We start from the raw sequence: 26024 nt of genomic DNA, 5'->3' as shown, positions 1-26024 counted from the left end.
GCCTGGTTGTGGGTTTTTTCAGTATAAGACGTTTTGGGCGACGGATCGCGCTGGATGTTCGCGAGCTTTGCACGCGTACAGCGCGAGGCCGCCCGGGAACCACGCTTGCTAATATTGGATGGCGAATGAGCCAGGTGTGTGACGAAACGAACCACGGAAGGACCACTTCGGGGCGCTCCCTCATGTCAACGCTTTCCTCCGAACGACTGCAGCATGCCGCACGCAAGGAAGCGTCGTGGGTGGTGGGCGCGCTGCGCCAGTTCATTGCCAACCGGTGCCCGTCGCTCGCGGCGAGCATCGCGTTTTATTCGGCGTTTTCGCTCGCGCCCACGCTCGTCATGGTGATTGCCGTAGCCGGCTGGTTCTTCGGCGACGACGCCGCACGCGGCGAACTCTTCCGCCAGGTCCACAATGTGCTCGGCAACGACGCGGCCGCCGGCATCACCACCATCGTGCAGAACGCGCACCGCGCGGGCGGCAAGGGCGGTGTCGCGGCGATCATTTCGCTCAGCTTGCTCGTGATCGGCGCGTCCGCAACCTTCTCGTCGCTCAATTCCGCGCTGAACATCGTCTGGCCGCCGGACGGGCAGCGCCCCTCCAGCGTGCTGGCGCTCGTGCGCGTGCGCCTCATTTCATTCAGCCTCGTGCTGGGCGTCGCGTTCCTGCTGATCGTCTCGCTCGTGCTCGACACGGCCATCACCTTTGTCGGCCAGTGGCTCTGGGGCAATTCTCCTTATGTGATCATCGGCAACCTGATGCAGCTGGGGGTGGGCCTCGTGGTGCTGGCCGTCGCATTCGGCGCCCTGCTGCGCTTCCTGCCCGACGCCGACGTGCGCTGGCGCGACGCGATGGTGGGCGGCATCGTCGCTGCCGTCCTGTTCTCGGCGGGCAAGAAGCTGTTTGCGCTCTATCTCGCGCACGCGGGCATGGCAACGGCGTTCGGCGCCGCCGGCTCGCTAGCGGTGCTGCTCATGTGGCTCTATTTTTCGGCGGCGGTGCTGCTGCTCGGCGCCGAATTCTCGGCGGCGCGCGGGCGCCTGCACGACCCGCGCGGCGCGTGGGGTTTCCTTGAGGAAACACCGCCTGGCAGCCGCGCCAAGCTGGCCTCGGTGCTCGCCGCCTCCACCATCGTCGCGCGTCACGACACGAAGCAGGCGGACCGTCCTCCCGCGGCCCCGCAGCCGTTGGCCGTGCCGATCGGAAACGGCAGTCCAGCAGCCACGGCAATGCCCGCGGCCCTGGCGGCGGCCGTTGCGGCAGACAAATCGACACTATCGGAAACTCCGCTCGGCGCGGTAGGGCTCGCGAGTGCGCGTGGCGGAGCGTTCGGGAGGATGAAGTCGGGGCTGCAGATTCGCCGTTCGGTCGTGCGCATGGAGGACAGCGCCACCTACGCGGCTGCGCTCACGTTGGTCCAGGCGGGCCGCACGGTGGCCGCCGCCGACCGCTATGTGAAGCGCCATCCGTGGAGTTCGGTGCTGTTCGCCGCGAGCGCGGCGCTCGCCATGACGGCCGTTGGCAGGCGCCGTCACCCTCACGAAGCCGGGCCAATCGAGGCTGCTTCCAATGGTCGCAGCAAGCCAAAAAAATAACAGTCGTTTACGGAACTTTTATCAAAAACGACAATAATGCTCGGTCAACAATCCAATATTTCTGAAATCGGCATAATCGACGCAGCCCCCGTCTGACAAGGGATTCTGGCTGGTGTCAGGTTTTTGCGACAAACTTTATTTTTTCAGTTCAGGTCGCCTGACCTGCTGCGTTATTCTCCATCGCGCAACAACTACACAATTTCTGCGTGGAGAAAACAGAATGAAACGAGTCGCTCTCTCGACCCTCTCGCTGGCCCTCTTGGCCGCTGCTGGCACCGCGCACGCTCAAAGCAGCGTGACCCTCTATGGTGTGATCGACGAATCGATCCAGTGGGCCCACAACACGGTCGACGCAAACGGCAACAATTCGAATCTGGTCGGCCTGGCCGGCGGCAACCTGTCGGGCAACCGCTTCGGCTTGAAGGGTACGGAAGATCTGGGCGGCGGCCTGAAGGCAATTTTCCAATTGGAAAACGGCTTTGACATCAACACCGGCAAGCTCGGTCAAGGCGGCAAGATGTTCGGCCGTCAAGCCTACGTCGGCCTGACGGCTGACCAGTACGGTACGGTTACGCTCGGCCGCCAGTACGACCCGCTGGTCGACATGGTTCAGCCGCTGACCGCCGACAACTACTTCGGCAGCACGTTCGCAACGCCGGGTGACGTCGACAACAACGACAACACCTCGCGTACGAACAGCGCAATCAAGTACGTTTCGCCGGTTCTGCAAGGCTTCCAGTTCGAAGGCATGTACGCACTGGGCGGCGTGGCTGGCGCAACGGGCTCGGGTCAAAGCTGGGGCGGCGCGGCAACGTACGGCATCGGCTCGTTCAACGTCGCTGCTGGCTACTTCCGTATGGACAACGCAGCGTCGGCAGTCGAGCGCGCAGGCTGGTCGTCGACGTCGACGTCGGACGGCATCTTCGGCGACAACCAGATCACCGCTGGCTACACCACGGCGAAGTCGGTCGGCATCGCTTCGGTTGCACTGCAATATGTTGCTGGTCCGTTCACGATGAGCGGCCGTTACAGCAACGTCCAGATGCGCCAGGACGCCGCTTCGGCATTCGCTTCGAACCAGCGCTACAACGTTGCTGCTGGCTTCCTCGGCTACCAGCTGAACCCGGCCCTCCTGCTCGGCCTCGGCTACACCTGGACGCACGGCGCTGGCGACACGTCGAACACGTACAACCAGGTTTCGCTCGGCGCGGACTACAACATCTCGAAGCGCACCGACTTCTACGCTGTGGCTGCCTACCAGCACGCCAACGGCACGCAGCGCAACGCGGACGGCACCACGACGACCGCTGGCGCAGCAATCGGTTCGTACAGCTTCGACTCGGCTTCGAGCTCGCAGACCCTGGTCAGCGTCGGCATCCGCCACAAGTTCTAAGCAACGCTTTAGTCCGGGCTTCGGCCCGGCGCCGGAACTGGCTGACGAGCCACCCCGGCGAAGCGAGCGAGACCGCGCAGCTAAAAACTACACGCTGCACAAACCAGCCTCGGGCGCAAGCCCTGGCTGGTTTTTTTATGCCCGCGCGCTTTTAGAGCAGATTTTCTACCTGCCTGTGATTCATGCCGCTCGTCGAGGCACGACACGGCAGGTCCAACGCCGTTCTATGTCGTCGGCTCATTGCGCACCCTCGCTGGCAGGCGCCTCGGCGTCATATCCGCCGCCCAAAACCTTGATCAGGGCGATCTGCTGATTGACCCACTGTCCGTCGACAGACAGCAAGCTGGCCTGCTCCTCAATAATGGGCAAGCGAGCCTCCATGGCGGCAAGCCGGCTCCCCAATCCCTGCTCATACCGCGCTTCGGCGGCACTTTGGGAATAGCGCGTGGCTTCCAGTTTGTCCGCCTGCAACTTGCGCTTGTCGGCCAGCGTCTGCAATTGACTGCCGTTCACCGCGACGTCACGTACCGCGTCGAGTACGGCCTGGTTGTACTGTTCGATCTTGATGTCGCTCGACGCCCGAGCGCTATGCAATTGCGCATTCAGACTGCCGCTGTCGAAGATCGGCAGATAGAGTCCGGGAATCAGATTGACCTGCTGGCTCGCACTCTTGAACAGCTTGGACAGGGGAATGGCATTCAATCCATAAAACGCCGAGATATTCAGGCTCGGGTAGAAGGCCGCCTTGGCTGCCGCGACCTGATCGAGTGACGACTCCACCTCCCAACGCATGGCCTGCAGATCGGCGCGCCTTGCCAGCAACGCATAAGACAGCGTGCTCGGGACACCGGACAACACCGCTTCAGGCAACGGCGCTGGCTTGATCTCGGGCATGTCGTCCGCGCCGGCGCCAATCAGTGCCCGAATGCCCTCCCGCGTTTCCAGAATCTGGCTACGCGTGGCGGTTGCCTGCTGCTCGAGCGCCAGCAGCTGGGCGCGTGCGGACTGCAACGACGTTCGCGCCTCGACGCCGCGCGCGTACTTGTCCGCGTGCGCCTGCACGATGAACTCGAGGACTTGTTTCGACTGCTGGAGAAGATCGAGCTGCCGGTAGCTCATCTGCATCGAGTAGTAGGCTTGGGCGACGCCAGTGGCCAGGCCGAGCTGCGCAGAGGCCGCCTCAGCAACACTTGCGTTCTCCTCGCCAATCGCGGCCCGGACAGACGACCGATTCTTGCCCCACAGGTCGATAGTCCACGTACCGAATACGCCGAGCAAACCTGCGGTATACCAAGGGCTCATCGGCACCAGAAAGCCGCTGGCCGGGCCGCGTCCACGCATCACGACGCCCAGACCGCCGATCTGCGGGCCGCCTTCGGCCCTGACTTCATCAACCTGCGCCTGGGCTTGCGTCACACGCAATCGGGCCGTAGCCATGGTTGGCGAGCCCGCCAGCGCTCGTTCAATGAGGGCGTTGAGCTGCGGATCGTTGAAGCGTGTCCACCATTGCGCGTCGGGCCATCCGTCACTCGCGAGATGAATGTCGCTGGCCAGCTTGATGTCCTTTGCGGCGATTTGCGCGTGTGGCGCCGTGTCGTGATGGATTAACGCGCAACTCGACATCAGCCCCGTGATGAGGAAGGCGCCGGAAATGCGCAGAGCTTTTCTTTTAAACGTCATTACACGACACCTTTACTTACCCGGCATATAAATGAGCGGCGCGCCGGTTTGAGGTCCACCCCATTCCGGCAGATCGCGAATATCGTCCATGAGTCGCTCCGCTTTCGCGGCGAGAGGCGGAACCTCGATGGCGTCATCGCGGCCAAACAGGACATGCGTGGCTTCTGCCGGTTCGCCCGCCATCCCCTCGGCATAGCGCTGCAGCCGCGCCTGTACCCTCTCCTGCCAGGCTGTCGAATTGCGCTGGGTGGCATCCCCCTCCCGCTGCGCTGCAAGACCGTCTCGCAACGCGTCCCACGACTGGAGCATGGCGCGGCTTTGCTCGAGCACCTGGTCGCCGTTCTCCAGCAACGCTCGTCGCTCGCCATGCGGCCGCGTGTCCTCGAGAAACACGCGATTACGCGTCTCCTCGCAGGCCACGATCGCCATATGGCAAGCCTCCCTCTGCTGCAGATAGTGCAACTGTTCGTCGGCTGCGCCTTGAATGGGCTGGGCCACGAGCCGGCCGAGCTGCCTGACGAGATCGACCAGTTTCTGGCGGAGCGTGCCGGCTTCGCTTTCCGGCCAGAGCATGGTGTACACCACTGCCGAAACTGCCGTACCAATCCAGATGCCCATGGCACGGTCCCGAATTTCGGTGAGATCGACATTGGGACCTTGATCCGCCATGACCGCGATGCAGAACGTCGCCACCATCTGTATGCCGATGTATGACGAGCGCTCGGAACCCGCAGCGATCCACGCACCGACGAAGAACACAGGCGCCGCCATCAAAAGGAGGCTCACGATGTCGTCTATCCGCGGAAGAACGGTCACGCTGCACAGCAGCGCCAAAGCCCCGCCCATGAGCGCGCCACCGAAGCGCAGTATGAGCTTTCGGGAAGTCGCGCCTTGAGTAGGATTGGCGACCAGACCGCAGGTGATCATGCTGGTGTGAATACCGTCCCAATCAACGCTGTGATAGAACACATAGCAAATCAGGCTTGCGAGTAGCGTCTTCAGGGCAAAGCGAAGGTAAGCCGGATTGGTGAACGCATCGGGCACGAACATGCCGCCTTTCCTGGCTGGCGGCATGGTCAACTGCGCCGGGTCGAGACGCGCCAGCTCCTGCAGCGCTCTGCAGACGCCGCCCAAACCGAGTTGCTCGTACTGGTCGGCTTCCTCTGCCGTCGGCTTCCAGTCGGACCGATACGGCGTCAGGTCGATAAAGGATCGGTTCAAGGCCTCGACCTGATCGCGCAAACTGGCCAGCAAACGGCGAGCGTGATCGCCGGAACCCAGTTCACTCACTCCGGAAGCACTGCATATCACGCCGTGCATATAGGACACCGCATCAATGCAGACTTTCCAGTAAGCTTGCGCCGACCGATAGCGGGCACTGCGCATAGCGGCAAATCCATGCAGTTTCTGCAACCTCCCGGCTGCCGCGTCCAGATTGCCTTGAGTCAGCGCGGTCGTGCCGCCCTCCGGGGTAGCGCCCCGCTCAAGGCGTGCGGCGATATCCGATATCTGCCGACCAACCTCCTCCTGCAATTGGCGCAGGGGCTCCGCGGGAAAAAACCAGCCATAGACAATCCAGATGACGATCACCGGATAGAGGAACGACATGCCCATCCACATTGAGCTGCGAACGGCGATCTCCGGATAGTCGAGCGTGTCTGGAGTGGTCTGGCCGATGAGCACGGCCACCGCGACCGCAAAAAACACAATCCCCAGCTTGTGAACGCGCATCAGGTACATGCATGCCAGAAAGATGAGCGACGACACGACAATGCGCACCATCGGATATCCGTATGCAAATTTGAGCACCAGAAGAATGGTCGCGACGACAACAAACGTCGATATCACGAACGTCATGCCGACAAGCCGCGTCAGCACGACGTTGGGCTGGACCACGTTGAAAGCGACAGCCCCAATCGACAAGACCAGATAGGGCACGCCCAATGTCATCGAGATCAGAACGAGAAGCAAGCCGATAAGCAGCAGGCGCAATGTCCACGCCATGCGACCGGGATAGTCGGCCAGCTCCAGCTTGAAAAAGCGCGTGATCGTCGATAACTCTCCGGAGAAAGGCCCGGTTGTCGTCATGGCAACTAACTCCCCTTCTTCGTCCCGGCGCTTTGCGCGTGCTCGAGCAGAGCGACCGCCGACGCGCCTATGCGAAACGCCTCCGGATCGGCATTGTCGACGCGGATCTTGACGGGAAAACGCTGCGCAACCCGCACCCAGTTGATCGTGCGCTGCACCTTGGGCAAGCCATCCACCACGCTACCGCCATCGTCGGGGAGTACACCGTAGCCAACCGAGTCGACTTCGCCGTGAAAACGCCTGGTCGAATCGTTCATCAAATAGACGGTTGCCGCCATGCCGGGACGAATGCCTTTCAGCTCTGTTTCGCGAAAATTCGCCATCACGTACCAGTGCCCCGTGTCGATGAGCGTGAAGATGGCCTTCTGAGCCGAGGCGAACTCCCCAACGGCGGTCTTCAGCGACACGACCCGGCCGTCGAACGGTGCGCGCACCGTCGCCTGATCCAGATGCAGTTGCGCGAGGGCAATTTCGGTGTGAACGACGTCACGCTGGGCCACCAGGGCCTCGACGCTCGTCACCGCGGCCTCAGCCTCGCGCGCCTGCTGTTCGGCCGACGCCAGATCGGCCTGGGCCGTACGCGTTGCTGTGCGCGCCTGGTCCAGGTCTTCGCTGGACACATAGCCGGGCGCCAGCAACGGCTCGGTACGCTTGAATGTCTGCGCGGCCTTGGCGGCGGTTGCTCGCGCGCTTTCCACCTTGGCGCGCGCGGATTCGGCCGCGTACTCCTGAGACTTCACCGTTTTGCGGGCCGTTTCGATTTGCTTGTCGAGCGCAACCAGCGAAGCGTTGGATCGCGCCAGATCATTCTCGAAGGTACGAGGATCGATGCGAAACAGCACATCGCCCTTTTTGACCCGTTGATTGTCCTTGACGGCGAGCTCGACAATACGGCCACTCACCTCGGGGGCTACGTCGATCGTATCGGCCGACACATAGGCGTCGTCCGTGCGCGGAGCCGTATCAAGGCGAAATATCACGTAAATGCCAAGGAGCAGCGCCAGGAGAGCAAGAGCGAGGGCTGGCCACTTCCTGTTCTGCTTTTCATTGGATGAACCGGCCATAACCGTATTCCTTTAAGAGATACTAAAAAAACGACACCCACAGGAGCAGGGAAAACAAGCCATACAATGCGGAATACAGGACGACAGGCGACCCAACGAGCCGCTCCAGATTCAGGCGCACCAGCAGCGCGCGCATCATGACCGTGAGCACGAGCGCCCCCACGAGGCAAAAGAGCCAACCGGGGAAATAGGCACCCAGAACCGGAATGGAAGGTGGCAACGAGCACCCTGCCAGCGATGCGGCGAGGAGCAACGCAACCCCACATCGGGATATGAGCAATTCGATTGATGTTTCTTTTCGCATAGATTTCGTCAGGGCTCGACTTTCCAATCTCCGGGCCTGCATAAGCCCATCAGGTTTCTATTCCCTTTGCCGACTGCCCCATGGTGAGCAGATAGGAAATAAAGCAAATGTTGTGTGCTGCGCCCAGGATGCCGACTACCATGGCAAAGGCGCGGCCGGGGCCGCTATGCGGCACCATGTCGCCGTACCCGATCGTCAGGAAGGTCACCAGGGTGAAATACGCGTTGTCCAGCGCATTGCGACTATCGATCAACGCGAACTTCTGGCAGATCAACCAGAGCGGCTGCTGAAACAACAACGTAGTGACGAGATAGGACACCCATAACGAGACGTATCCACCCCTCACGCCGAGATGGACAAACCAGCGGCGCAAAAGTCGAAGTCCCAGTGGATAGGTCAATATCATCAACGCCAGCGCAATCGACATCGCCACCACGGACCATCCGTGATGACTATCCTTGTCCGGCGCAATGGCAATCACAAACAAAGCCGAGAGGTAGGTGATTCCCACGGGCGTGCCTGCGACGAAGAGATCCTTCGCGATCTCGCGAACCGCCCGGCATGACCACCGCCCGCCTGAAACTGGCGAATCATTCAATCACGCTTCTCCGTTGTGAATGTTCGCCTCCGGCTTTCGCATTGGCAATGAAACGCTCGCCATGCAACCTGGAAACACTGAAATAAACTGACCTGACAACACTTAAGACTCTTAATCTTTATCAATACTCAGACGGCCGCCACCTTGACCTGCGAGAACCAGCAGGCCGCCCGCAACTGCAATGTTCTGGGCAAACATGATGACTTCCTGCATTCTCCGCGCGCCCGATATCGCCCAGAAAGGATGATAGAGAACCGAAGCCGCGACAGTGAACAGCATGAGCAGAGTCGCGGCAACACGCGTCTTGTAGCCCAACAGCAGCGCCAACCCGCCGCCGATTTCCAGAGCGATCGTCGCCGCCGCGCAGAAGACAGGCAAGGGCAGACCACCGGCGGCGACCTCATTGACCGTACCGGAAAAGTCGAAGAGCTTCGCCAGTCCGGCGGGGAGGAAAAACAAGGCGATCAGGACGCGTCCTATCAATGCGACAATTTCCTCACTCCGGGTACGCACGGATGCACTTGCAACACACTTTTCCAACTTTCCGCAATTTCGGTCCATGAACGATTTGATCCGCTGAAGAAAAAGATGGGTTTCGCGAGGCCCAAAACCAGGCCCGAGATTAGCTGCAGCAAACGATTGAATCGGCGGCTGACAAGTTATCCAAATTCCACGCCATTTCTAATAGGAGAATTCTTAAAGTTGTGTGGCGCACGGAGACCACCGTCGGCAAGTCGCGCCGGGAGAACGACGCGGCTACCGAGTAGCGGCTCACGGACCATCAACGCTCATGGGGTTGTGAACGGTGAGCGCTGTCTCTGCGCAAAGTGAAGGCGTTCGGCCGGAAGCGCGAGCGCGGCGTGCCGGAGAGAGCGGGAGCTGGCACGGGGCCAGGGAATCAAGCCGCGAAGGCGAGTGGTCCGGCGTAGGCAATGGACCATGTTCTGCGCGTCGCCACCGGCAGCACGTGGACGTTCAATCACGCTCTCCCGGACTTGGCGGTGAACGCAACTGCGCCCACGCGGCGGGCGGCGGCATGCACTCGTCCCGGCCGGCGTGGACACTTCCCTGCTTTCAAGGGACCTGCGATGGCAGGCCGTAGTGCCGCCGGCAACGCACAAGGCAGAAGTCGGCCTGAAATGAAAAATCCCCGCGGGCGTCTACGCCGACGGGGATTTTTGGGTACTGACGAATCGCCGCCACCCGAAGGGCGCGGCTACAGCGCGATCAGGCGGCTGCTGCGTCCTTCAGCTTCTTCAGGGCGCGCGCCTTGATGCGGACCGATGCGGGCTTGGCCGGGAACCAGCGCTCTTCACCCGTGAACGGATCCTTGCCGAAGCGCTTCTTCTTCGCCGGCACGGCCTGCACGACGATCTTCAGAAGGCCCGACAGCGTGAATTCGCCGGCGCCCTTCTTGTGGACCGAACCGAGGATCGTGTCTTCCAGCGCTGCGAGCACAGCCTTGGCAGCCTTCGGCTCGACGCCTGCGCGCTCAGCGACGTGGGTAGCCAGCGAGGCCTTCGTGAAGGTGTCCTTGATCGGCGTCGGTGCGCCGGACGCCTTCACGGCGACCTTCTTAGCTGCGGCCGTCTTGGTGGCGGGCGCTTTCTTTGCAACAACCTTCTTGGCCGGGGCAGCTGCCTTTTTGGCCACTTTCTTTGCGGAAGTCGGCATGTTTCTCCTACCAGTGTTGGTCAGTGAATCGAAGAAGCACTGCGGAATGCATGTGCTTCAACGGCGGATTCTACATACGCGCAAGCGTTTTGCGTGAAGCTTTTGCGTTGTCGTTACGATTTTGTTGCGTGGCGCTGACTCTCGAACACATTTTGACGCCTGTTTACAGGGGTAAACGTGCACCTTGCGTGCCCGAAGCCATGCCGGACGACACGCTTCGCCCGGTGCGGCGCCTGGCGCGTTTGTCAGGAAAGCGCTATACGTATGGCGTTTTTGCGTGATTTTGGCTGCCATGCCGGTGCCCGCGCGACGGCAACGCGCAGTCACAGTGTGCGCAGCAGCGTGGCGAGCGACGTCAGCGCGGCGTCGATACGCTCGGTGTCGACCCCGCCGTAACCGAACAGAAAACCGCTCTGCACAGGCGCTTCCATGTGAAACGGCGCCAGCGGATGCAGGCCGATCGACGCACCGCGTGCAGCCTGCGCCACCGCCGCGGCGTCGAGCGGCGCGGCGAGCCGCGCCGCCAGGTGCAACCCCGCCGTGTTCGGCGTGACGGGTTCGAGCCACGGTGCAAGCGGTCCACGCAGATGCGCGAGCAGCACGTCGCGGCGCTGCGAATACGTCTGATGCATGCGCCGCAAATGACGCGCGAAATGGCCGTTGAGCATGAAATCGGCGAGCGCCGTCTGCGTGAGCACGCAGCCGTGCGCGTCGCCAATCTGCCGTGCGCGGGCGAGCGGCGCGGCCAGCGCGGCGGGCGGCACCGCGTAGCCCACGCGCAGCTCCGGGAACATGGTCTTCGAAAACGTGCCGACGTAGGCGACGAGACCGGCGTTGTCGAGGCTCTTGAGCGGCTCCATCGAGCGGCCCTCGAAGCGGTATTCGCAGTCGTAGTCGTCTTCGATCACGAGTGCGCCGCGCGCCTGCGCCCATTCGAGCAGCGCGACACGCCGCTCGAGACTCATCGGCATGCCGAGCGGGAACTGGTGCGAGGGCGTCACGTACACGAGCCGCGCCGCTTTCGGCAGACGCGCGACCACAAGCCCCTCGCGATCCACGGGCACGGGCACGATCTTCGCCCCTAGTGCCGCGAAGATATCGCGCGCGGGGGGATAGCCCGGGTCTTCCACGGCGACCACGTCGCCCGGCGCGAGCGTCACGCGTGCGAGCAGATCGAGCGCCTGCTGCGCGCCCTGCGTGACGATCACGTCCTGCCAGTTGCTCTGTACCGCGCGATTGAAGGCGAGGTAGCGCGACACCGCGAGGCGCAGCTTCTCTTCGCCCGCTGGATCGCGATACATGCCGTGCCCGCGCGCCTGCACGCGCAACGCGTCGTTGATGCAGCGCCGCCAAATGTCGAAGGGAAAGCGTGACTTGTCGGTAATGCCACCCGCGAAGTCGCAGGCAAGCCGCGCGTCAAGGCGCGGCAACGAGCCGTGCAGCGCTTCGGCTTGCGCCTGCCACCACGGCGTGGCCTGCGCTTTGCGCACCGAAGCGGCTACGGCGCTGGAAGCCGCGGTGGCTGCACGAATCTGCGGATTCGGATGACCGCGCCCGCGCGCGGGCAGGCGTTCGAGCGTATCGGCGACGAATGTGCCCGAGCCGCGCCGCGAGTTCAGATAGCCCTCGGCGAGCAGCCGCTCGAATACGTCGAGCGTGGTCTTGCGCGAAACGCCGAGCTGCAATGCGAGGTCGCGCGTGGACGGCAGGCGCGTGCCGCCTGCAAGGCGGCCGTCGACAATGCTGTCGCGCAGTTGACGATAAATCTGGCCTGCGAGGTCGCGACGGCCCGAAACGGTGACGTGGAGTTCCATGATGACGCGGCAGATAGCGTGCTACGGGAGCGAAAGTGGTCACCCGAAATATTGCCAGAATGGCTATGTGAACGCGCCAGCGCAACGCCTAAAGTGCACCTGTGGTTACGCAATTCGCAGGTCCAACCGATCAACGCAAGCCAGTCAACTCGAAAGGTGAACGCTCATGCAGGCACGTATGGATTTCTACAAGGCCAGCCCGGAAGGCACGAAGGCCATGATCGCGCTCGAAGAGCGCGCGAGCAAAAGCTCGATCGAAAAGCCGCTCGCGGAACTGGTGCGCCTGCGTGCCTCGCAGATCAACGGCTGCGCGTACTGCGTAGACATGCACACCACGGACGCGCGCAAGGGCGGCGAAACCGATCGCCGGCTCGCCACGGTCTCGGTGTGGCGTGAAACGCCTTTCTTCACTGAACGCGAACGCGCGGCGCTCGAGTGGACCGAATCGGTCACGCTGCTCGCACAAACGCATGTGCCCGACGAGGTATGGGAGCGCGTGAAGCCGCATTTCAGCGATCAGGAGATCGCCGACCTCACGCTCTTGATCATCGCGATCAATGGCTGGAACCGTATTGCGGTGACGTTCCGCAAGTTGCCGGCCTGAGCATGCAATAAAGCGCGCCGCTCCCGCCGCTGCATATTAAGCGGCGGCTGAACGCGGCGCGTGTATCGATCACTCGATGCTTTCCGATTGCGGCTCGCGCGCGGCTTGCGCGCCGCTTTTTGCGTGATGCTCGCGCGAGAGGCGGTTCATGATCGGCAACAGCAGCACGGCGACCAGCACGCCCAACGACGCGAGCCAGCCAAGTCCGGTGAAGAGCCGCGTATAAAGCGGCAACGAGGTAAGCGGGTCGAGCGTGCCCGAGGGCATCTGCGCGAAATTCGCCACCACGCTGCCCAGATATTGCGAAACGCCGGTCGCGACAAAATACGCGCCCATCATGAAGCCGCTCATGCGCGCGGGCACATAGCGCGCGATCATCGCGAGCCCGAGGCCGCTCACGAGCAGTTCGCCGAGCGAATACAGCCCGTAGCCAGCCACCATGAACCACGACGACACGCGCCCTTCTACCGCATAACGCCCGCTCGCCGCGAACACGAAAAAGCCGGCGGCGACCACGGCGAAGCCGAGGGCGTACTTCACCGCCACCGGCACGTCGCGGCCGCGACGCGCAAGCGACGTGTAAAGCACGGCGAGCACCGGCGAAAGCACCATGATCCAGATGGGATTGAGCGCCTGGAATTGCGCCGGGCTCCATCGGAACAGCGCCATACCGAACAGCGAGAACTGCGGATCGACGTTGCGCAGCGCGAACAGCGTGAGCGACGTGGACATCTGCTGATAGAACACGAAGAACAGGATCACCTGGCACGTGAGGATGAGCGCAGCGATCAGCCCGGCGCGTTCGGCGTGCTCGCAACGCACGAGCATCCAGCCGAATATTGCGAGAATGGCGGCCGCCGCAGCGTACACGCAGTCGCGCGCGATCGTTTCATGCTGAAGCACGAACATCGTCGCCGCGCCGAGCGCCACGGCGCCCACTGCCACGAGCGCGGCGCGGCCCAGTTGCAGCGGCTGGTCGTCCGGAGCCGAGCCGATACGCGCGAGCGAGCGGCGCATCAAAAGGAAGTTGAGGATGCCGAGCGCCATGCCCGCGCAGCACACGCCGAACGCGGCATGCCAGCCCCAATGCTCCTTGATCCACGGCGTGGCGAGCATCGAGACGGTCGAGCCGATGTTCACCGCCATGTAGTAAATGGTGAACGCGCTGTCGAGCTGCGCGTCGTCGCCCTCGTAAATGCGCCTCACGAGGTTCGCTGCGTTCGACTTGAAGAGACCGTTGCCGACCACGATCACGCCTAGCGAAGCGTACATGTGGCTCAGACTGTCGTTGGGCAGCGCGAGCATGAAGTAGCCTGCGGCGAGAATCACGGCGCCTGCCGCCATGGAGCGCCGTGCGCCGAGAATCTGGTCGCCGATCCATCCGCCGATGGCCGGGGCCGCGAAGACGAGCGCGACAAAAGCGCCCCACGTGAGGTTCGCCTCGCGGTCGCTGAAGCCGACCTGCTCGACCATGAACAGCACCAGAAGCGCCGCCATGCCGTAGTAGCCGAAGCGCTCCCACATCTCTATCAGGAAGACCGTCGTGAACGAACGGGTCCGGCTTGCGGTGGTCGGGGCGGGGGCTGGCGTATTCATGTTGCGTATTTCCTGTTGCGGTAGTGCACGGCGCGCGATTGTACTCGCGCGGGCGGCGCTGGCAGTTTTTGCGCGGTTTTTGGCATGGCTACGTATCGTGGCGAGATTACAGTGATTCCCGATTCATCGGCCCACCGCCTGCCCTTTTCGACAGCCCAACCCTTGACTGGAAACACACCATGGCACTGCAAATCGGCTTTCTCGTCTTTCCCAGCGTTCAACAGCTCGACTTGACCGGCCCATACGACGTGCTCGCCTCGATGCCGGACACCCAGGCGCGGCTCATCTGGAAGACGCTCGATCCGGTTCGCTCGAGCACCGGACTCATGCTCACGCCCGACACGACTTTCGACGACTGCCCGCCGCTCGATGTGATCTGCGTGCCGGGCGGCAGCGGCGTTTCGCAGTTGATTCCCGACGACGAGACACTCGCGTTCCTGCGCCGCCAGGCGGGCACGGCGCGCTACGTGACCTCGGTTTGCACGGGCGCGCTCGTGCTCGGCGCGGCCGGGCTGCTGCGCGGACGCCGCGCGACCACGCACTGGGCCTTCCACGAACTGCTGGAGCCGCTCGGCGCGCTGCCCGTGAAAGCGCGCGTGGTGCGCGACGGCAACGTGCTGACCGGCGGCGGCATCACTGCGGGTATCGATTTCGCATTGACGCTCGCCGCCGAGCTGATCGGCGACGAGGCCGCCCAGGCGCTGCAGCTCGAACTCGAGTACGCGCCCGCGCCGCCGTTCGCTGCTGGCGACCCCGCCAGCGCGCCGCCTGCGATCGTAGAAAGGTTGCGCGCGCAGACAGCTGCGTCGCTCGCCGAACGCGCGCGCGTGGTCGCCGCGGCAGCCGCGAAACTCGCCGCCTGAGCGCAAGGTGAGGCCGGCGCGGTTGCCTCGCCGTTGCCTCGTCGTTGCCTCGCTGTTGCCTTGAGGTGACGTGGCAGCCAGGGTCAGCGCCAGATACCGCCTTTGTTGTGGATCGATTACATTGAGTGACGGGCGCACCGCCGCCGTTTGCGCCCGTCGTCCCAGCCCTGGGTAAGCCGTTCAAATCAATCATTAGGGGAATCAATGCGCTCCACCACCAGCAAGCTGACTCTCGCCGCAGCTACCGCCGCATTCCTGATCGGCGTCGCCGCGCCGGCATTCGCGCAAACGGAAGCCAGCGCTCCTGCCGCCAATCAGGCCACGCAACCGCTCACCAAGGAACAGAAAGCACAAGCCAAGGCTCAGGCCAAGGCGCAGCGCAAGGCCGAACGCAAGGAAGCCCGCGCGAAGAACAATGCTGAGTTGAAGAAGCTGGAAGACGCGGGCTACAAGCCGGCGCTGAACGATCCGAACTATCCGCAGAACCTGCAGGACGCACAGAAGAAAGCTAACGCTGCTGGCGCCGCCCAGTAATTCGCGTGATCAGCCGTTTTAACCGGCTGCGTTGCCGGTTAAAACGCTTCCGCCTTCCATTTGCCCGCCGCACCCGCAGCACGACTGAACGCTGCACGTCCCCCGTTTTCGCGCCCGCCCGCTCCCGCCGTACACACTAAACGCTTCATCAGTCGAATGGCAGTACCATCCGCGAAGCGAATGCGCTGACTCGTTCGCAAGCCGCAACACCGTCGCTTTTCGACGCAGCACGCGCTCGCCCGGATGCCACTCCGATGCCATCGCGAGCCATGCCGCGTGCATGCCCAACATGGAGTCATCGCCATGAACGCACCCCAGCCAGCCGCCAACGCAAGCGCCGCGCCGCAGAAAAAAGGCATACCGGTGGGCCTGATCGCGGGCGTGATCGCGCTCGTCGTCGTGCTGCTTCTGCCCTTGCCCGATAGCCTCCCGCCCGCCGGCCAGCGCATGCTCGCCATCCTCGCATTCGCCGTGGTCGTGTGGCTTACCGAAGCCGTGTCGTACGAAGCGAGCGCCATCATCATCACCTCGCTCATGGCGTTTCTCGTGGGCACCGCGCCCACCATCGAAAACCCCGCTGTCGACTACGGCACCAACAAAGCCATCAGCATGGCGCTCGCGGGCTTCTCCAATTCCGCGCTCGCGCTCGTGGCCGGCGCCCTCTTCATCTCGGCAGCGATGACCGTCACCGGTCTCGACCGGCGCATTGCGCTCGTCACGCTCTCGCTGATCGGCACCACCACGCGGCGCATCCTGATCGGCGCGGTCGCCGTGACCATCGTGCTCTCGCTCGTGGTGCCGAGCGCCACCGCGCGCAGCGCCTGCGTCGTGCCGATCATGGTGGGCGTGATCTCGGCGTTCGGCGTGGACAAGCGCTCGAATATCGCGGCAGGCATCATGATCGTGGTGGCCAACGCCACCAGCATCTGGAACGTCGGCATCCAGACCGCCGCCGCGCAGAACCTGCTCACCGTGGGCTTCATGGACAAGATGCTCGGCGCACGCGTCACGTGGCTCGACTGGCTCATCGCGGGCGCGCCCTGGGCGATCGTGATGTCGGCCGTGCTGCTGTTCATCGTGCTGAAGATGCTGCCGCCCGAAGCCGATGCGATCGCGGGCGGCAAGGAAGCCGTCGAAGCGTCGCTGCGCGAACTGGGCCCCATGACCGGGCCGCAAAAACGGCTGCTGGGCGTCTCCATCGGCCTGCTGTGCTTCTGGGCGACCGAAGGCAAGCTGCACCCGTTCGACACCACCTCGGTCACTTACGTGGGCCTCGTGCTGCTGTTGTTGCCGCGTTTCGGCGTGATGGACTGGAAGACCGTGCAGAGCCGCATTCCGTGGGGCACGGTGATCGTATTCGGCGTGGGCATCAGCCTCGGCACCGCCCTGCTCACGACGAAGGCGGGCCAATGGCTCGGCGATCTCGTCGCGCATCACACCGGGCTCGACACCGCAGGCCCATTCATTGCCTTCGCGATTCTCTCGGCCTTCCTCATCCTCATCCACCTCGGTTTTGCGAGCGCAACGGCGCTCACTTCCGCGATGCTGCCGATTCTCGTGTCGGTGCTGCAGTCCATGCAGGGCGACTTCAATCGGCTCGGGCTCACGATGCTGCTCGGCTTCGTCGTGAGCTTCGGCTTCGTCCTGCCGATCAACGCGCCGCAAAACATGGTGTGTCTCGCCACCGAAACGTTCACGGCGAAGCAGTTCGCGCGCGTGGGCATCGTGTTGACGATTGTCGGCTACCTGCTGTTGCTGCTGTTCGCCGCGACGTGGTGGCGCTGGCTGGGCTGGATCTGAACGCTGCACCTGAACACTGCACTGTTGCGAGGAGCCGCTCATGGAAGTCAATATCGACGACGCACGCCGCTTCGCCACGGCCGTGCTCACGAACGTCGCGGTGCCCGAAGACATCGCCGCCGACGTAGCCGACCATTTGATCGAGTCGGACCGCGTGGGCTACGCGAGCCATGGCCTGTCGATCCTGCCGAACTACAAGCGCGTGCTGGCTGCGGGATTCGTCGCCGCCGACGGCCGCGCCGAGCGCGTGGTGGACCGCGGCAGCCTGATCGGCTACGACGGCCACAGCGGCTTCGGCCAGCACGTGGGCAAGGTCGTGATGGAAGACGCGATCGCTCGCACGCGCGAACATGGGCAATGCATCGTGACGCTGCGCCATAGCCATCACCTGGGGCGCATGGGTCATTACGGCGAAATGGTCGCAGCGCAAGGCTATGTGCTGCTCGCGTTCACCAACGTGGTGAACCGCTCGCCGACCGTTGCGCCGTTCGGCGGGCGCGAGCCGCGGCTCACGACCAACCCGCTGTGCTTCGCGGGCCCGCTGCCGGGCGGGCGGCCGCCCTTCGTCGTGGATATCGCCACGAGCGCCATTGCCGTGAACAAGGCGCGCGTGCTCGCGGAAAACGGGCTGCCGGCGCCCGATGGCTCCGTGATCGACGCGAACGGCCAACCGACGAGCGACCCGAACGTGCTGTTCGCCGACCCGCTGGGCGCGCTGTTGCCGTTCGGCCTGCACAAGGGTTATGCGCTTGGGCTCGTGGCGGAATTGCTCGCGGGCGTGCTCTCGGGTGGCGGCACGATCCATCCGGACAATCCGCGCAATGGCGTCGCGACCAACAATCTGTTCGCGCTCGTGCTCGATCCGCAGGTCGATTTCAATACGACGTGGCGCTCGCAGGAGGTCGAATCGTTCCTCGACTATCTGCTCAGTTGCCCGCCCCAGGACCCCTCGCAGCCGGTGCAGTATCCTGGCCAGTACGAAGCGGAAAATCGCGCGCGCCACATGCAGACGATCACGCTGCCCGACTCCGTGAAAAAGCCCTTCGCCGATATCGCGAACGAACTGGGCATTGCGCCGCTCACGGCGATTTGAGCCGGCCCAGCACGAGGCCGTAAACGCATAACGGCCGCGCGAGCCCCTCGGGACTCGCGCGGCCGTTTCGATGCGCTGCAATTACCTCACACCGCGACCGCGCCGACGTAGTTCTCGGCCATCGCCGTCGCGGCGGCGCGCGACGTGGTGACGTGCTCCAGCTCGGCTACCTGCAGGCGCTGCTCGAACGGCGTGGCGTCGTCGAGACGGTGCATCATACGCGTCATCCAGTACGAGAAATGCTCCGCGCGCCAGATGCGGCGCAGCGCCGTTTCGCTATACGCGTCGAGCAGATCGTTGCGGCCTTCCTTGTAGAACGCCACGAGCGCCGCGCTCAGCACGCGCACGTCCGCCACCGCGAGATTGAGGCCCTTCGCGCCGGTAGGCGGCACGATGTGCGCCGCGTCGCCCGCGAGAAACAGGCGGCCGTGCTGCATCGTGGTCGTGACGAAGCTGCGCATGCCCACGATGTTCTTCTGGAAGATCTTGCCTTCCACCACCTGGTGGCCTTCGAGCGAATCGACGCGTGCGTGCAACTCGGCCCAGATGCGGTCGTCGGACCAGTTCTCGACCTTGTCGTGCGGGTCGCACTGGAAGTACATGCGCTGCACATTCGGCGAGCGCGTGCTGATGAGCGCGAAGCCGCGATCGTGGCGCGCGTAGATCAGCTCGTCGGAAGTGGGCGGCGCTTCGACGAGAATGCCGAACCAGCCGAACGGGAACACGCGCTCATAGTCCTGGCGCAGCGCCGCCGGAATCGTGGCGCGCGACACGCCGTGAAAGCCGTCGCAGCCGATCACGTAGTCGCAATGCAACTCGCGCTCCTCGCCTTCGTGGTGGAAGCGGATCGACGGCGTGCTGGTTTCCACGCCGTGAATCGAGGTGTTCGAGACGTTGAAGAAGAGCTTGCCGTCGGCGGCCACGCGCGCGGCCACGAGGTCCTTGAGCACTTCATGCTGCGCATAGACAGTGATGGCTTTGCCTGTGAGGCCAGTGAGATCGATGCGGCGGCGCTTGCCTTCGAACGCGAGTTCGAAGCCGTGATGCAGCGCGCCTTCAGCCTTCATGCGCGCGCCGACGCCCGCTTCGGTGAGCAGGTCCATCGTGCCTTGCTCGAGCACGCCGGCGCGAATGGTTGATTCGATCTGCTCGCGGCCACGCAGCTCCAGCACGACCGAGTCGATGCCACGCAAATGCAGAAGATGGGAAAGAAGCAGGCCTGCGGGCCCGGCGCCGATGATGCCAACCTGAGTGCGCATGAGATGTCTCCTGATGCGGCGTTGCTTGAATTGATTTTTCGCAAGTTTCACCGCTGCACCCGTTATCGCGCAACGCGATATGGAGAATATGCACTATCCGGATTTCGAATAGCGCCGCAGCCGCCGGCCGGCTCGCTAACCGTTGTGCGGAACGGAAATTGCTCAACGGCACGCTTCGCCTGCGCTTCAGGTTTGCCCGCCGGCGCGCTCCTCGCCCACCAAGAACATCAAGCCATGCCTTTGCCACGCCGCTCCCCCACGTCCTATTCCGCCACGAAATCCCGCCGCACGCCCCGCCGTACACCGCTTGCCGCCACGCTAGCCGCCGCGCTGTGCCTCGCATGGCCGCTCGCCCAACCCGCCTGTGCCGCCGACGGCCAGGCTGACGCTGCAGCCCGCGCCAGCGCGCAGGAATTACAAGATCCGGTTCGTTCTCCGGCGCAACACAACACGGCAAAAGAGAACCCGCCCGCCACGCCCGCCGACCTCTACGGCCGCCTCTATCACGACGTGCAGCTCGCGCAGATCTTCCCCGACAGCAAGACGTTTGCCGACATGCTGCCGAACGAGCGCCCCGCCCAGATCACGGCGGCCTACGAGCGCTGGCGCCAGCAGCACGCGGACGAGCACGACGCCGCCGCGCGCAAGGCCGCGCTCGCGCAGTTCGTGAACCAGTATTTCGCGGCCCCGGCGCAAACCGGGGACCACTACGTTTCCGATCCGAACCAGGACGTGGTCGGCCACATCGACACGCTCTGGAACGTGCTGAGCCGCCGCCCCGACGCGAAGCCGAATCCGTATTCGTCGCTGCTGCCGCTGCCCTATGCGTACGTCGTGCCGGGGGGCCGCTTCAACGAGATCTACTACTGGGACTCGTACTTCATCATGCTCGGTCTGGAAGCGAGCGGCCGCCACGACCTTGCGCTCGACGAGCTGAACAATTTCGCCGCGCTGATCGACCGCTACGGGCACATCCCGAACGGCAATCGCACGTACTACCTGAGCCGCTCGCAGCCGCCGTTTTTCGCGCAGATGGTGAGCCTCGTCGCCGAGAAAGACGGCGACGCCGTGTACCTCCATTACCTGCCGCAACTGCGCAAGGAATACGACTACTGGATGGCCGGCGAACAAACGCTCAAGCCCGGCCACGCCGCGCGCCACCTCGTGCGCCTGCCCGACGGCACGCTGCTCAACCGCTACTGGGACGCACGCAACCGGCCGCGCGACGAGTCGTACCGCGAGGACATCCTCACCGCGCGGGCCACGCCGCAACGCGACGCTTCGGACCTCTGGCGCAACCTGCGCGCGGGCGCGGAAACGGGCTGGGACTACAGCTCGCGCTGGCTCGCCGACGGGCACACACTCTCGACCATCGACGTGACCTCGCTCGCGCCCGTGGACCTCAATTCGCTGATGGCGATCCTCGAGCGCACGCTCGCGAAGGCCTACGGCCTGAAGGGCGACGCGCGCGAGGCCGCATGGATGACGAAGCGCGCACAGCAACGCGCCAAAACCATCGACCGCGTGCTCTGGGACCCGCAATTGCATGCGTACAGCGACTACGATTTCGCGCACCGCACGCTCACGCACCGGCTCACGGCGGCGACCGTCTACCCGCTTTATGCGGGCGTCGCGACGAAAGGCGAGGCGCAGGACGTGGCCGCCGCTGTACGCGCGGGCCTGCTGCGCCCGGGCGGCCTCGCCACCACCCAGGTCGCAACGGGCCAGCAATGGGACGAGCCGAACGGCTGGGCGCCTTTGCAATATCTCGCGGTCGTGGGGCTGCGCCGCTACGGAGAGGCGGACCTCGCGCAGGAAATCGCCTCGCGCTGGATCGCGACGAATCTCGCTTACTACGCGCGCACGCACAAACTCGTCGAGAAGTACGACGTGAGCGCGTCGGCCACCCAGGCGTCGGCGGCGGGCGGCGGCGAATATCCGCTGCAGGATGGCTTCGGGTGGACCAACGGCGTGCTGCGCGCGCTGCTGCAGATATATCCGCAAGCCGGTGCCGCACAAGGCGCGGCGGCGGCAAGCGCGCCTTAATGCAACATCCGCAACATCCGCAACGCCCGCGGCGCAAGCCCTGGGCTCGCGGCGTACACTTTTTGCGCCGCTAAAGCGTCATCGTCGTGTTGCTTCAGGAGCTAGCCATGCGCAGCGAATCGGCCTTTTTGTTCGACCTCGACGGCACGCTCGTCGACAGCGTCTATCAGCACGTGCTCGCGTGGAAGGAAGCGCTCGATGCGGACGGCATCGAGCTTTCGGTGTGGCGCATTCACCGGCGTATCGGCATGAGCGGCGGGCTCTTCATGAACCAGCTGCTGCGCGAGACGCACGAGGCCATCTCGCCCGAGCGCATCGCACGCCTGCAAAAACTCCACGCCGACGCCTACCGCCGCCACGCCGACCAGGTGCGCCCGCTGCCCGGCGCGCGGGCGCTGCTCGACGCACTGACCGCCGCCCAGGTGCCCTGGGCGATCGCCACGAGCGGGCGGCTCGCCACGGCTTCCGTGAACTTGCAGGCGCTCGGCGTGGACCCGGCTGTCACGACCGTGGTCACGCGTGACGAAGTGCGCCACGCCAAGCCGGACCCCGATCTTTTCGTCGCCGCAGCGTTGCGGCTGAATATGCCGATCGAGCGCTGCCTCGTGGTGGGCGACAGCGTCTGGGACATGCTGGCGGCCCAGCGCTGCCGGGCGCTCGGCATTGGCCTGCAGTCGGGCGGCTACGGCACCGAGGAACTGCAATGCGCGGGGGCGCTGCGCGTGTACGAAGATCCCGCCGATTTGCTTGGCCACCTCGACGAAGTCTGCGCCCGCGACTGAGTTGGGTCACTACGGAGCAAACCGGGCACCGCCGGCCATGGCGCGAAAATTGCGCGCTTGACGGCTGTGCAGTGCAGCAGCACCGCCGCGGCACCACGCCTTTAGCACATCGCGTGTACTGCATGTCGCGCGCCATCGGCGTATGCTGACATAGGTCAATTCGATAACTCACCGGCCGGCTTCCGCCGCCTGCTGCGATGAACGACTCCGCCCACGCCCCCGGAACTCCCAGCGCGCCACGCGTGACGGTGGTCGTCCTCACGCGCAATCACGTGCGCCAAACCATCGATACCGTCGCACGCCTTACCGCGCTGCCCGAGCACCCCGACGTCATCGTGGCCGACAACGGCTCCACCGATTCCACCGTCTCCCTGCTGGCGTCGCTCTTTCCACAAGTGCGCATCGTCCAGACGCTCGGCGACCGCGGCATGGCCGGGTTCAATCGCGCCGTGCTGCTCGCGCGCACCGATTATGTTGCGTGCTGCGACGACAGCACCTGGTTCGCACCCGGCGCGCTCGCGCGTGCGGCGCAGCTGTTCGACGCGCACGCGCAAGTCGCCGTGCTCAACGCGCGCGTGGTGAGCGGCGACGAGCGCGAAATTCACCCCGCCTGCCTGATGCTCGCCGCCACGTCGCCGGGCGCCGAAGGCCTGGCAGGCCCTGTGCTTGCTAACTTCATGGCTGGCGCGTGCATTTTCCGCGCGGCCGTGTTCCGCTCGCTCGGCGGCTACGAGGAGCGGCTTTCGCACGGCGGCGCAGAGGAGCTTGCCGCGCTCGACATGCTTTCGGCCGGCCACCAGATCGTTTATTGCGAACAGGCGCTCGCGCATCGCGAACCGCTGTATCGCTGGTTCACGCGCGCGCAGCAATGCGCGCTCGCGCGCAACACGGCCTGGGTGGCGTGGATGCGTCTGCCCGCACGCGACGCGTTCGCAGCAACCGGCCGCGCGCTCGCCGTGTTCGCCCGCCAGCGCTCGCTCGGCCCCGCGGGCGTCGCGCTGCTGCGCGGCGCGTTCTGGACATTGCGCGCGCGCCGCGTGGTGCCGCCCCACGTCGTGCTGCTCACCCGCCAGGTGCGCCGCGCGGAACGCCACGTGCGCGCAGGCATTCCGGCAATGGCCGAAAAGTACGACCGCTCTGGGCAGCGCGCGTGGTAAGCTGCGGCGCCTGCTGCACGCGGGCCGTCCATTCAGGAGGCCAGAGCCTGTCAAACTTCTGACCAGGCCCTATGACAGACCCGAGGACCATGACGACGCCCGACCCCGGCATCGCCCCGCACACCGTCGCCGCCGAAAGCCACACCGAACGCCGCTTCGAGGCGCTCGTGGAGCCGATCGAGGATTACGCGATCTTCCTGCTCGACACGCGCGGCTACATCGTGAGCTGGAATCGCGGCGCGGCCCGCATCAAGGGCTATGAAGCGCACGAGATCATCGGCCAGCACTTCTCGCGCTTTTACACCGACGAAGCCAACGCGCGCCGCTGGCCCGATCACGAACTGGAACAAGCCGCGCTGCACGGACGCTTCAACGACGAAGGCTGGCGCGTGCGCAAGGACGGCTCGATGTTCTGGGCCAACGTCGTCATCACCGCGCTGCGCGAGCGCGACGGCTCGCTCTCGGGTTTCGCCAAGGTCACGCGCGACCTCACCGCCGAACGCCGCCAGGTCGAGGCGCTGCGCCTTTCCGAAGAGCGCTTTCGCCTGCTCGTGGAAAGCGTGAGCGACTACGCGATCTTCATGCTGGACCCGCAAGGCCACGTGATCAGCTGGAACACCGGCGCGACCAACCTGAAGGGCTATCGCCCGGCCGAGATCGTCGGCCAGCACTTTTCCGTGTTTTATCCGCCAGACGAGATCGCCGCCGGTCTACCCGAGCGCGAGCTGCGCCGCGCGAAGGACTTCGGCCGCGTCGCGACCGAGGGCTGGCGCGTGCGCAAAGACGGCTCGATGTTCTGGGCCAACGTCACGATCACCGCGGTGCACGACGGCCACGGCCGGCTCACGGGATTCGCGAAGGTCACGCGCGACATGACCGAGAGCCGCCGCACCGACGAACTCGAGCATTCGAGCGAGCAGATGAAGCAATTCCTCGCCATGCTCGCGCACGAGCTGCGCAACCCGCTCGCGCCGGTGCGCAACGCCGTGGCCACCATGCGCCTCATGGATGCGCCGAGCCCCGAAATCGAGCGCGCGCGCGAAATGATCGACCGCCAGATCGTGCACCTCACGCGGCTCGTGGACGACCTGCTCGACGTCGGGCGCATCACGTCGGGCAAGATCGAGTTGCGCGAAGCGCCGCTCGACCTGTGCGAAGTGGTCGCGCACGCCATCGACGCGGCGCAGCCCTTTACCGCGGCGCGCGGCCAGCACGTGGAAGTGCAGATGCCCGACGCGACGCTCACCATGACGGGCGACCACACGCGCCTCGTGCAGGTGCTGCAGAACCTGCTGCACAACGCCTCGAAGTTCTCGCCCGACGGCAGCCGCATCGTCGTGGACGTGCGTGCCGCTGCGCGCGCCGTGCAGATCCAGGTGCGCGACGAAGGCCGTGGGCTGCGGCCCGGCACCCACGAGTCGATCTTCGGCCTGTTCAGCCAGGACCGCTCGGTGCCGGGGCCCGCGGAAAACGGGCTGGGCATCGGCCTCATGCTGTGCCGCTCGCTCGTCGAACTGCATGGCGGCACGATCTCCGCCACGAGCCAGGGGCCGGGCAAAGGCAGCACGTTCACGATCCGCCTGCCGTTCGCGCGCGAAACCGTGCACGCTATGCAGCCGCCGCAGCTCACCCCGGACGCGGCCGAGCTTGCCGCGCTCGCCGAGGCCGGCGTGCCGCCGCTGCGCGTGCTCGTGGTCGACGACAACCGCGACTCGGCCGACAGCCTCGCCATGCTGCTCGAGCTCAAAGGCCATGAGGTGCGCGTGGCCTACAGCGCCGCCCACGCGCGCGAGGAAGTGGACGGCTTCACGCCCGACGCCGCGCTCATCGACATCGCCATGCCCGAGATCGACGGCTATGCGACGCTGCGCGCCCTGCGCGCGCTACCGCCGCTCGAGCACACGCTGTTCGCCGCGATGACGGGTTTCGGCCAGGCCGCCGACATCGAACTCACGCGCGAAGCGGGCTTCGAGATGCACCTCGTGAAGCCCGTGGACGTCACGCTATTCGACGAGGTGCTCGCGCTCGCGGCGACACGGCAACGGCGCCGCAACGCCTGAGCGCCTAAGCGCCTGATGCTGCT

21 protein-coding genes are annotated in these 26024 nt (G+C 64.6%); 11 read left to right on the top strand and 10 right to left on the bottom strand.

Annotation, left to right across the window (positions count from 1 at the left end):
• Positions 1-182: 182 nt before the first annotated feature.
• Both U5A57_RS10480 and U5A57_RS10475 read left to right on the top strand, forming a co-directional pair.
• The gene (locus U5A57_RS10480) at positions 183-1592 is read left to right on the top strand and encodes a YihY/virulence factor BrkB family protein (protein ID WP_321910567.1); all 1410 of its coding nucleotides are present in this window, start codon (positions 183-185) and stop codon (positions 1590-1592) included.
• Positions 1593-1812: 220 nt separating this feature from the next.
• Positions 1813-2985 carry a porin gene (locus U5A57_RS10475; RefSeq protein WP_321910565.1) on the top strand — a complete coding sequence of 391 codons (1173 nt, stop codon included), beginning with the start codon at positions 1813-1815 and terminating at the stop codon, positions 2983-2985.
• A gap of 237 nt (positions 2986-3222) precedes the next feature.
• On the opposite strand, the gene U5A57_RS10470 is transcribed toward U5A57_RS10475, so the two are convergent.
• The 8 genes from U5A57_RS10470 to U5A57_RS10435 form a co-directional block, all read right to left on the bottom strand.
• Positions 3223-4665 carry an MdtP family multidrug efflux transporter outer membrane subunit gene (locus U5A57_RS10470; RefSeq protein WP_321910563.1) on the bottom strand — a complete coding sequence of 481 codons (1443 nt, stop codon included), beginning with the start codon at positions 4663-4665 and terminating at the stop codon, positions 3223-3225.
• A gap of 12 nt (positions 4666-4677) precedes the next feature.
• Positions 4678-6753 (bottom strand): FUSC family protein, encoded by a 2076-nt coding sequence (locus U5A57_RS10465; RefSeq protein ID WP_321910561.1) that lies wholly within the window; start codon positions 6751-6753, stop codon positions 4678-4680.
• A 5-nt stretch (positions 6754-6758) separates the two neighbouring features.
• The gene (gene mdtN, locus U5A57_RS10460) at positions 6759-7817 is read right to left on the bottom strand and encodes a multidrug transporter subunit MdtN (protein ID WP_321910560.1); all 1059 of its coding nucleotides are present in this window, start codon (positions 7815-7817) and stop codon (positions 6759-6761) included.
• 22 nt (positions 7818-7839) lie between these two features.
• Positions 7840-8037 carry a YtcA family lipoprotein gene (locus U5A57_RS10455; protein ID WP_321910559.1) on the bottom strand — a complete coding sequence of 66 codons (198 nt, stop codon included), beginning with the start codon at positions 8035-8037 and terminating at the stop codon, positions 7840-7842.
• 133 nt (positions 8038-8170) lie between these two features.
• Entirely contained in the window at positions 8171-8719 is a 549-nt protein-coding gene (locus U5A57_RS10450) for a potassium channel family protein (protein WP_321910558.1), read from the bottom strand.
• 111 nt (positions 8720-8830) lie between these two features.
• Positions 8831-9280 (bottom strand): DoxX family protein, encoded by a 450-nt coding sequence (locus tag U5A57_RS10445; RefSeq protein ID WP_321910556.1) that lies wholly within the window; start codon positions 9278-9280, stop codon positions 8831-8833.
• Positions 9281-9946: 666 nt separating this feature from the next.
• On the bottom strand, positions 9947-10393 hold the full coding sequence (locus U5A57_RS10440; protein WP_321910554.1) for an HU family DNA-binding protein: 447 nt from the start codon (positions 10391-10393) through the stop codon (positions 9947-9949).
• Positions 10394-10716: 323 nt separating this feature from the next.
• A complete protein-coding gene (locus tag U5A57_RS10435; protein WP_321910552.1) occupies positions 10717-12207 on the bottom strand; it encodes a PLP-dependent aminotransferase family protein in 1491 nt (496 codons plus the stop codon).
• A 166-nt stretch (positions 12208-12373) separates the two neighbouring features.
• On the opposite strand from U5A57_RS10435, the gene U5A57_RS10430 reads away from it, so the two are divergent.
• Positions 12374-12811 carry a carboxymuconolactone decarboxylase family protein gene (locus U5A57_RS10430; protein ID WP_321910550.1) on the top strand — a complete coding sequence of 146 codons (438 nt, stop codon included), beginning with the start codon at positions 12374-12376 and terminating at the stop codon, positions 12809-12811.
• Between the two features lie 69 nt (positions 12812-12880).
• Here U5A57_RS10430 and U5A57_RS10425 read toward each other — a convergent pair whose 3' ends face one another.
• Positions 12881-14407, bottom strand: a complete 1527-nt coding sequence (locus U5A57_RS10425; RefSeq protein WP_321910548.1) for an oligopeptide:H+ symporter — start codon at positions 14405-14407, stop codon at positions 12881-12883.
• 179 nt (positions 14408-14586) lie between these two features.
• Here U5A57_RS10425 and U5A57_RS10420 point away from each other — a divergent pair, with 179 nt between their 5' ends.
• From U5A57_RS10420 to U5A57_RS10405, 4 genes are all read left to right on the top strand, one after another.
• On the top strand, positions 14587-15270 hold the full coding sequence (locus U5A57_RS10420; RefSeq protein ID WP_321910547.1) for a DJ-1/PfpI family protein: 684 nt from the start codon (positions 14587-14589) through the stop codon (positions 15268-15270).
• Positions 15271-15474: 204 nt separating this feature from the next.
• Complete coding sequence (locus U5A57_RS10415; RefSeq protein ID WP_321910546.1) at positions 15475-15804, top strand: DUF4148 domain-containing protein; 330 nt, start codon at positions 15475-15477, stop codon at positions 15802-15804.
• Between the two features lie 303 nt (positions 15805-16107).
• Positions 16108-17604, top strand: a complete 1497-nt coding sequence (locus tag U5A57_RS10410) for a DASS family sodium-coupled anion symporter (protein ID WP_321910544.1) — start codon at positions 16108-16110, stop codon at positions 17602-17604.
• A gap of 40 nt (positions 17605-17644) precedes the next feature.
• On the top strand, positions 17645-18697 hold the full coding sequence (locus U5A57_RS10405) for an Ldh family oxidoreductase (protein ID WP_321910542.1): 1053 nt from the start codon (positions 17645-17647) through the stop codon (positions 18695-18697).
• A gap of 86 nt (positions 18698-18783) precedes the next feature.
• Here U5A57_RS10405 and U5A57_RS10400 read toward each other — a convergent pair whose 3' ends face one another.
• Entirely contained in the window at positions 18784-19956 is a 1173-nt protein-coding gene (locus tag U5A57_RS10400) for a 4-hydroxybenzoate 3-monooxygenase (protein ID WP_321910540.1), read from the bottom strand.
• A gap of 234 nt (positions 19957-20190) precedes the next feature.
• Between U5A57_RS10400 and treF the strand changes: the two genes are divergently transcribed.
• The 4 genes from treF (at position 20191) to U5A57_RS10380 (ending at position 26001) form a co-directional block, all read left to right on the top strand.
• The gene (gene treF / locus U5A57_RS10395; RefSeq protein WP_321910537.1) at positions 20191-22002 is read left to right on the top strand and encodes an alpha,alpha-trehalase TreF; all 1812 of its coding nucleotides are present in this window, start codon (positions 20191-20193) and stop codon (positions 22000-22002) included.
• Positions 22003-22109: 107 nt separating this feature from the next.
• Positions 22110-22784: an HAD family hydrolase gene (locus tag U5A57_RS10390; RefSeq protein ID WP_321910535.1), complete on the top strand. Its 675-nt coding sequence runs from the start codon at positions 22110-22112 to the stop codon at positions 22782-22784.
• A gap of 242 nt (positions 22785-23026) precedes the next feature.
• The gene (locus tag U5A57_RS10385) at positions 23027-23941 is read left to right on the top strand and encodes a glycosyltransferase family 2 protein (RefSeq protein ID WP_321910533.1); all 915 of its coding nucleotides are present in this window, start codon (positions 23027-23029) and stop codon (positions 23939-23941) included.
• 71 nt (positions 23942-24012) lie between these two features.
• Positions 24013-26001, top strand: a complete 1989-nt coding sequence (locus U5A57_RS10380; RefSeq protein ID WP_415774021.1) for a PAS domain S-box protein — start codon at positions 24013-24015, stop codon at positions 25999-26001.
• The last annotated feature ends 23 nt before the right edge of the window (positions 26002-26024 follow it).

The organism is Paraburkholderia sp. J11-2 (assembly GCF_905220185.1).
Lineage (GTDB): Bacteria > Pseudomonadota > Gammaproteobacteria > Burkholderiales > Burkholderiaceae > Paraburkholderia.
This window is presented reverse-complemented; position numbering and strand designations above follow the sequence as displayed.

What these genes read in the sequence shown, in the direction of transcription:
- U5A57_RS10400 (WP_321910540.1), bottom strand. Translation starts at nt 19,956, where the DNA reads ATGCGCACTCAGGTTGGCATCATCGGCGCCGGGCCCGCAGGCCTGCTT.
- U5A57_RS10420 (WP_321910547.1), top strand. Translation starts at nt 14,587, where the DNA reads ATGGCACTGCAAATCGGCTTTCTCGTCTTTCCCAGCGTTCAACAGCTC.
- U5A57_RS10415 (WP_321910546.1), top strand. Translation starts at nt 15,475, where the DNA reads ATGCGCTCCACCACCAGCAAGCTGACTCTCGCCGCAGCTACCGCCGCA.
- U5A57_RS10425 (WP_321910548.1), bottom strand. Translation starts at nt 14,407, where the DNA reads ATGAATACGCCAGCCCCCGCCCCGACCACCGCAAGCCGGACCCGTTCG.
- U5A57_RS10410 (WP_321910544.1), top strand. Translation starts at nt 16,108, where the DNA reads ATGAACGCACCCCAGCCAGCCGCCAACGCAAGCGCCGCGCCGCAGAAA.
- mdtN (WP_321910560.1), bottom strand. Translation starts at nt 7,817, where the DNA reads ATGGCCGGTTCATCCAATGAAAAGCAGAACAGGAAGTGGCCAGCCCTC.
- U5A57_RS10390 (WP_321910535.1), top strand. Translation starts at nt 22,110, where the DNA reads ATGCGCAGCGAATCGGCCTTTTTGTTCGACCTCGACGGCACGCTCGTC.
- U5A57_RS10470 (WP_321910563.1), bottom strand. Translation starts at nt 4,665, where the DNA reads ATGACGTTTAAAAGAAAAGCTCTGCGCATTTCCGGCGCCTTCCTCATC.
- U5A57_RS10480 (WP_321910567.1), top strand. Translation starts at nt 183, where the DNA reads ATGTCAACGCTTTCCTCCGAACGACTGCAGCATGCCGCACGCAAGGAA.
- U5A57_RS10445 (WP_321910556.1), bottom strand. Translation starts at nt 9,280, where the DNA reads ATGGACCGAAATTGCGGAAAGTTGGAAAAGTGTGTTGCAAGTGCATCC.
- U5A57_RS10440 (WP_321910554.1), bottom strand. Translation starts at nt 10,393, where the DNA reads ATGCCGACTTCCGCAAAGAAAGTGGCCAAAAAGGCAGCTGCCCCGGCC.
- U5A57_RS10380 (WP_415774021.1), top strand. Translation starts at nt 24,013, where the DNA reads ATGACAGACCCGAGGACCATGACGACGCCCGACCCCGGCATCGCCCCG.
- U5A57_RS10465 (WP_321910561.1), bottom strand. Translation starts at nt 6,753, where the DNA reads ATGACGACAACCGGGCCTTTCTCCGGAGAGTTATCGACGATCACGCGC.
- U5A57_RS10430 (WP_321910550.1), top strand. Translation starts at nt 12,374, where the DNA reads ATGCAGGCACGTATGGATTTCTACAAGGCCAGCCCGGAAGGCACGAAG.
- U5A57_RS10405 (WP_321910542.1), top strand. Translation starts at nt 17,645, where the DNA reads ATGGAAGTCAATATCGACGACGCACGCCGCTTCGCCACGGCCGTGCTC.
- U5A57_RS10475 (WP_321910565.1), top strand. Translation starts at nt 1,813, where the DNA reads ATGAAACGAGTCGCTCTCTCGACCCTCTCGCTGGCCCTCTTGGCCGCT.
- treF (WP_321910537.1), top strand. Translation starts at nt 20,191, where the DNA reads ATGCCTTTGCCACGCCGCTCCCCCACGTCCTATTCCGCCACGAAATCC.
- U5A57_RS10435 (WP_321910552.1), bottom strand. Translation starts at nt 12,207, where the DNA reads ATGGAACTCCACGTCACCGTTTCGGGCCGTCGCGACCTCGCAGGCCAG.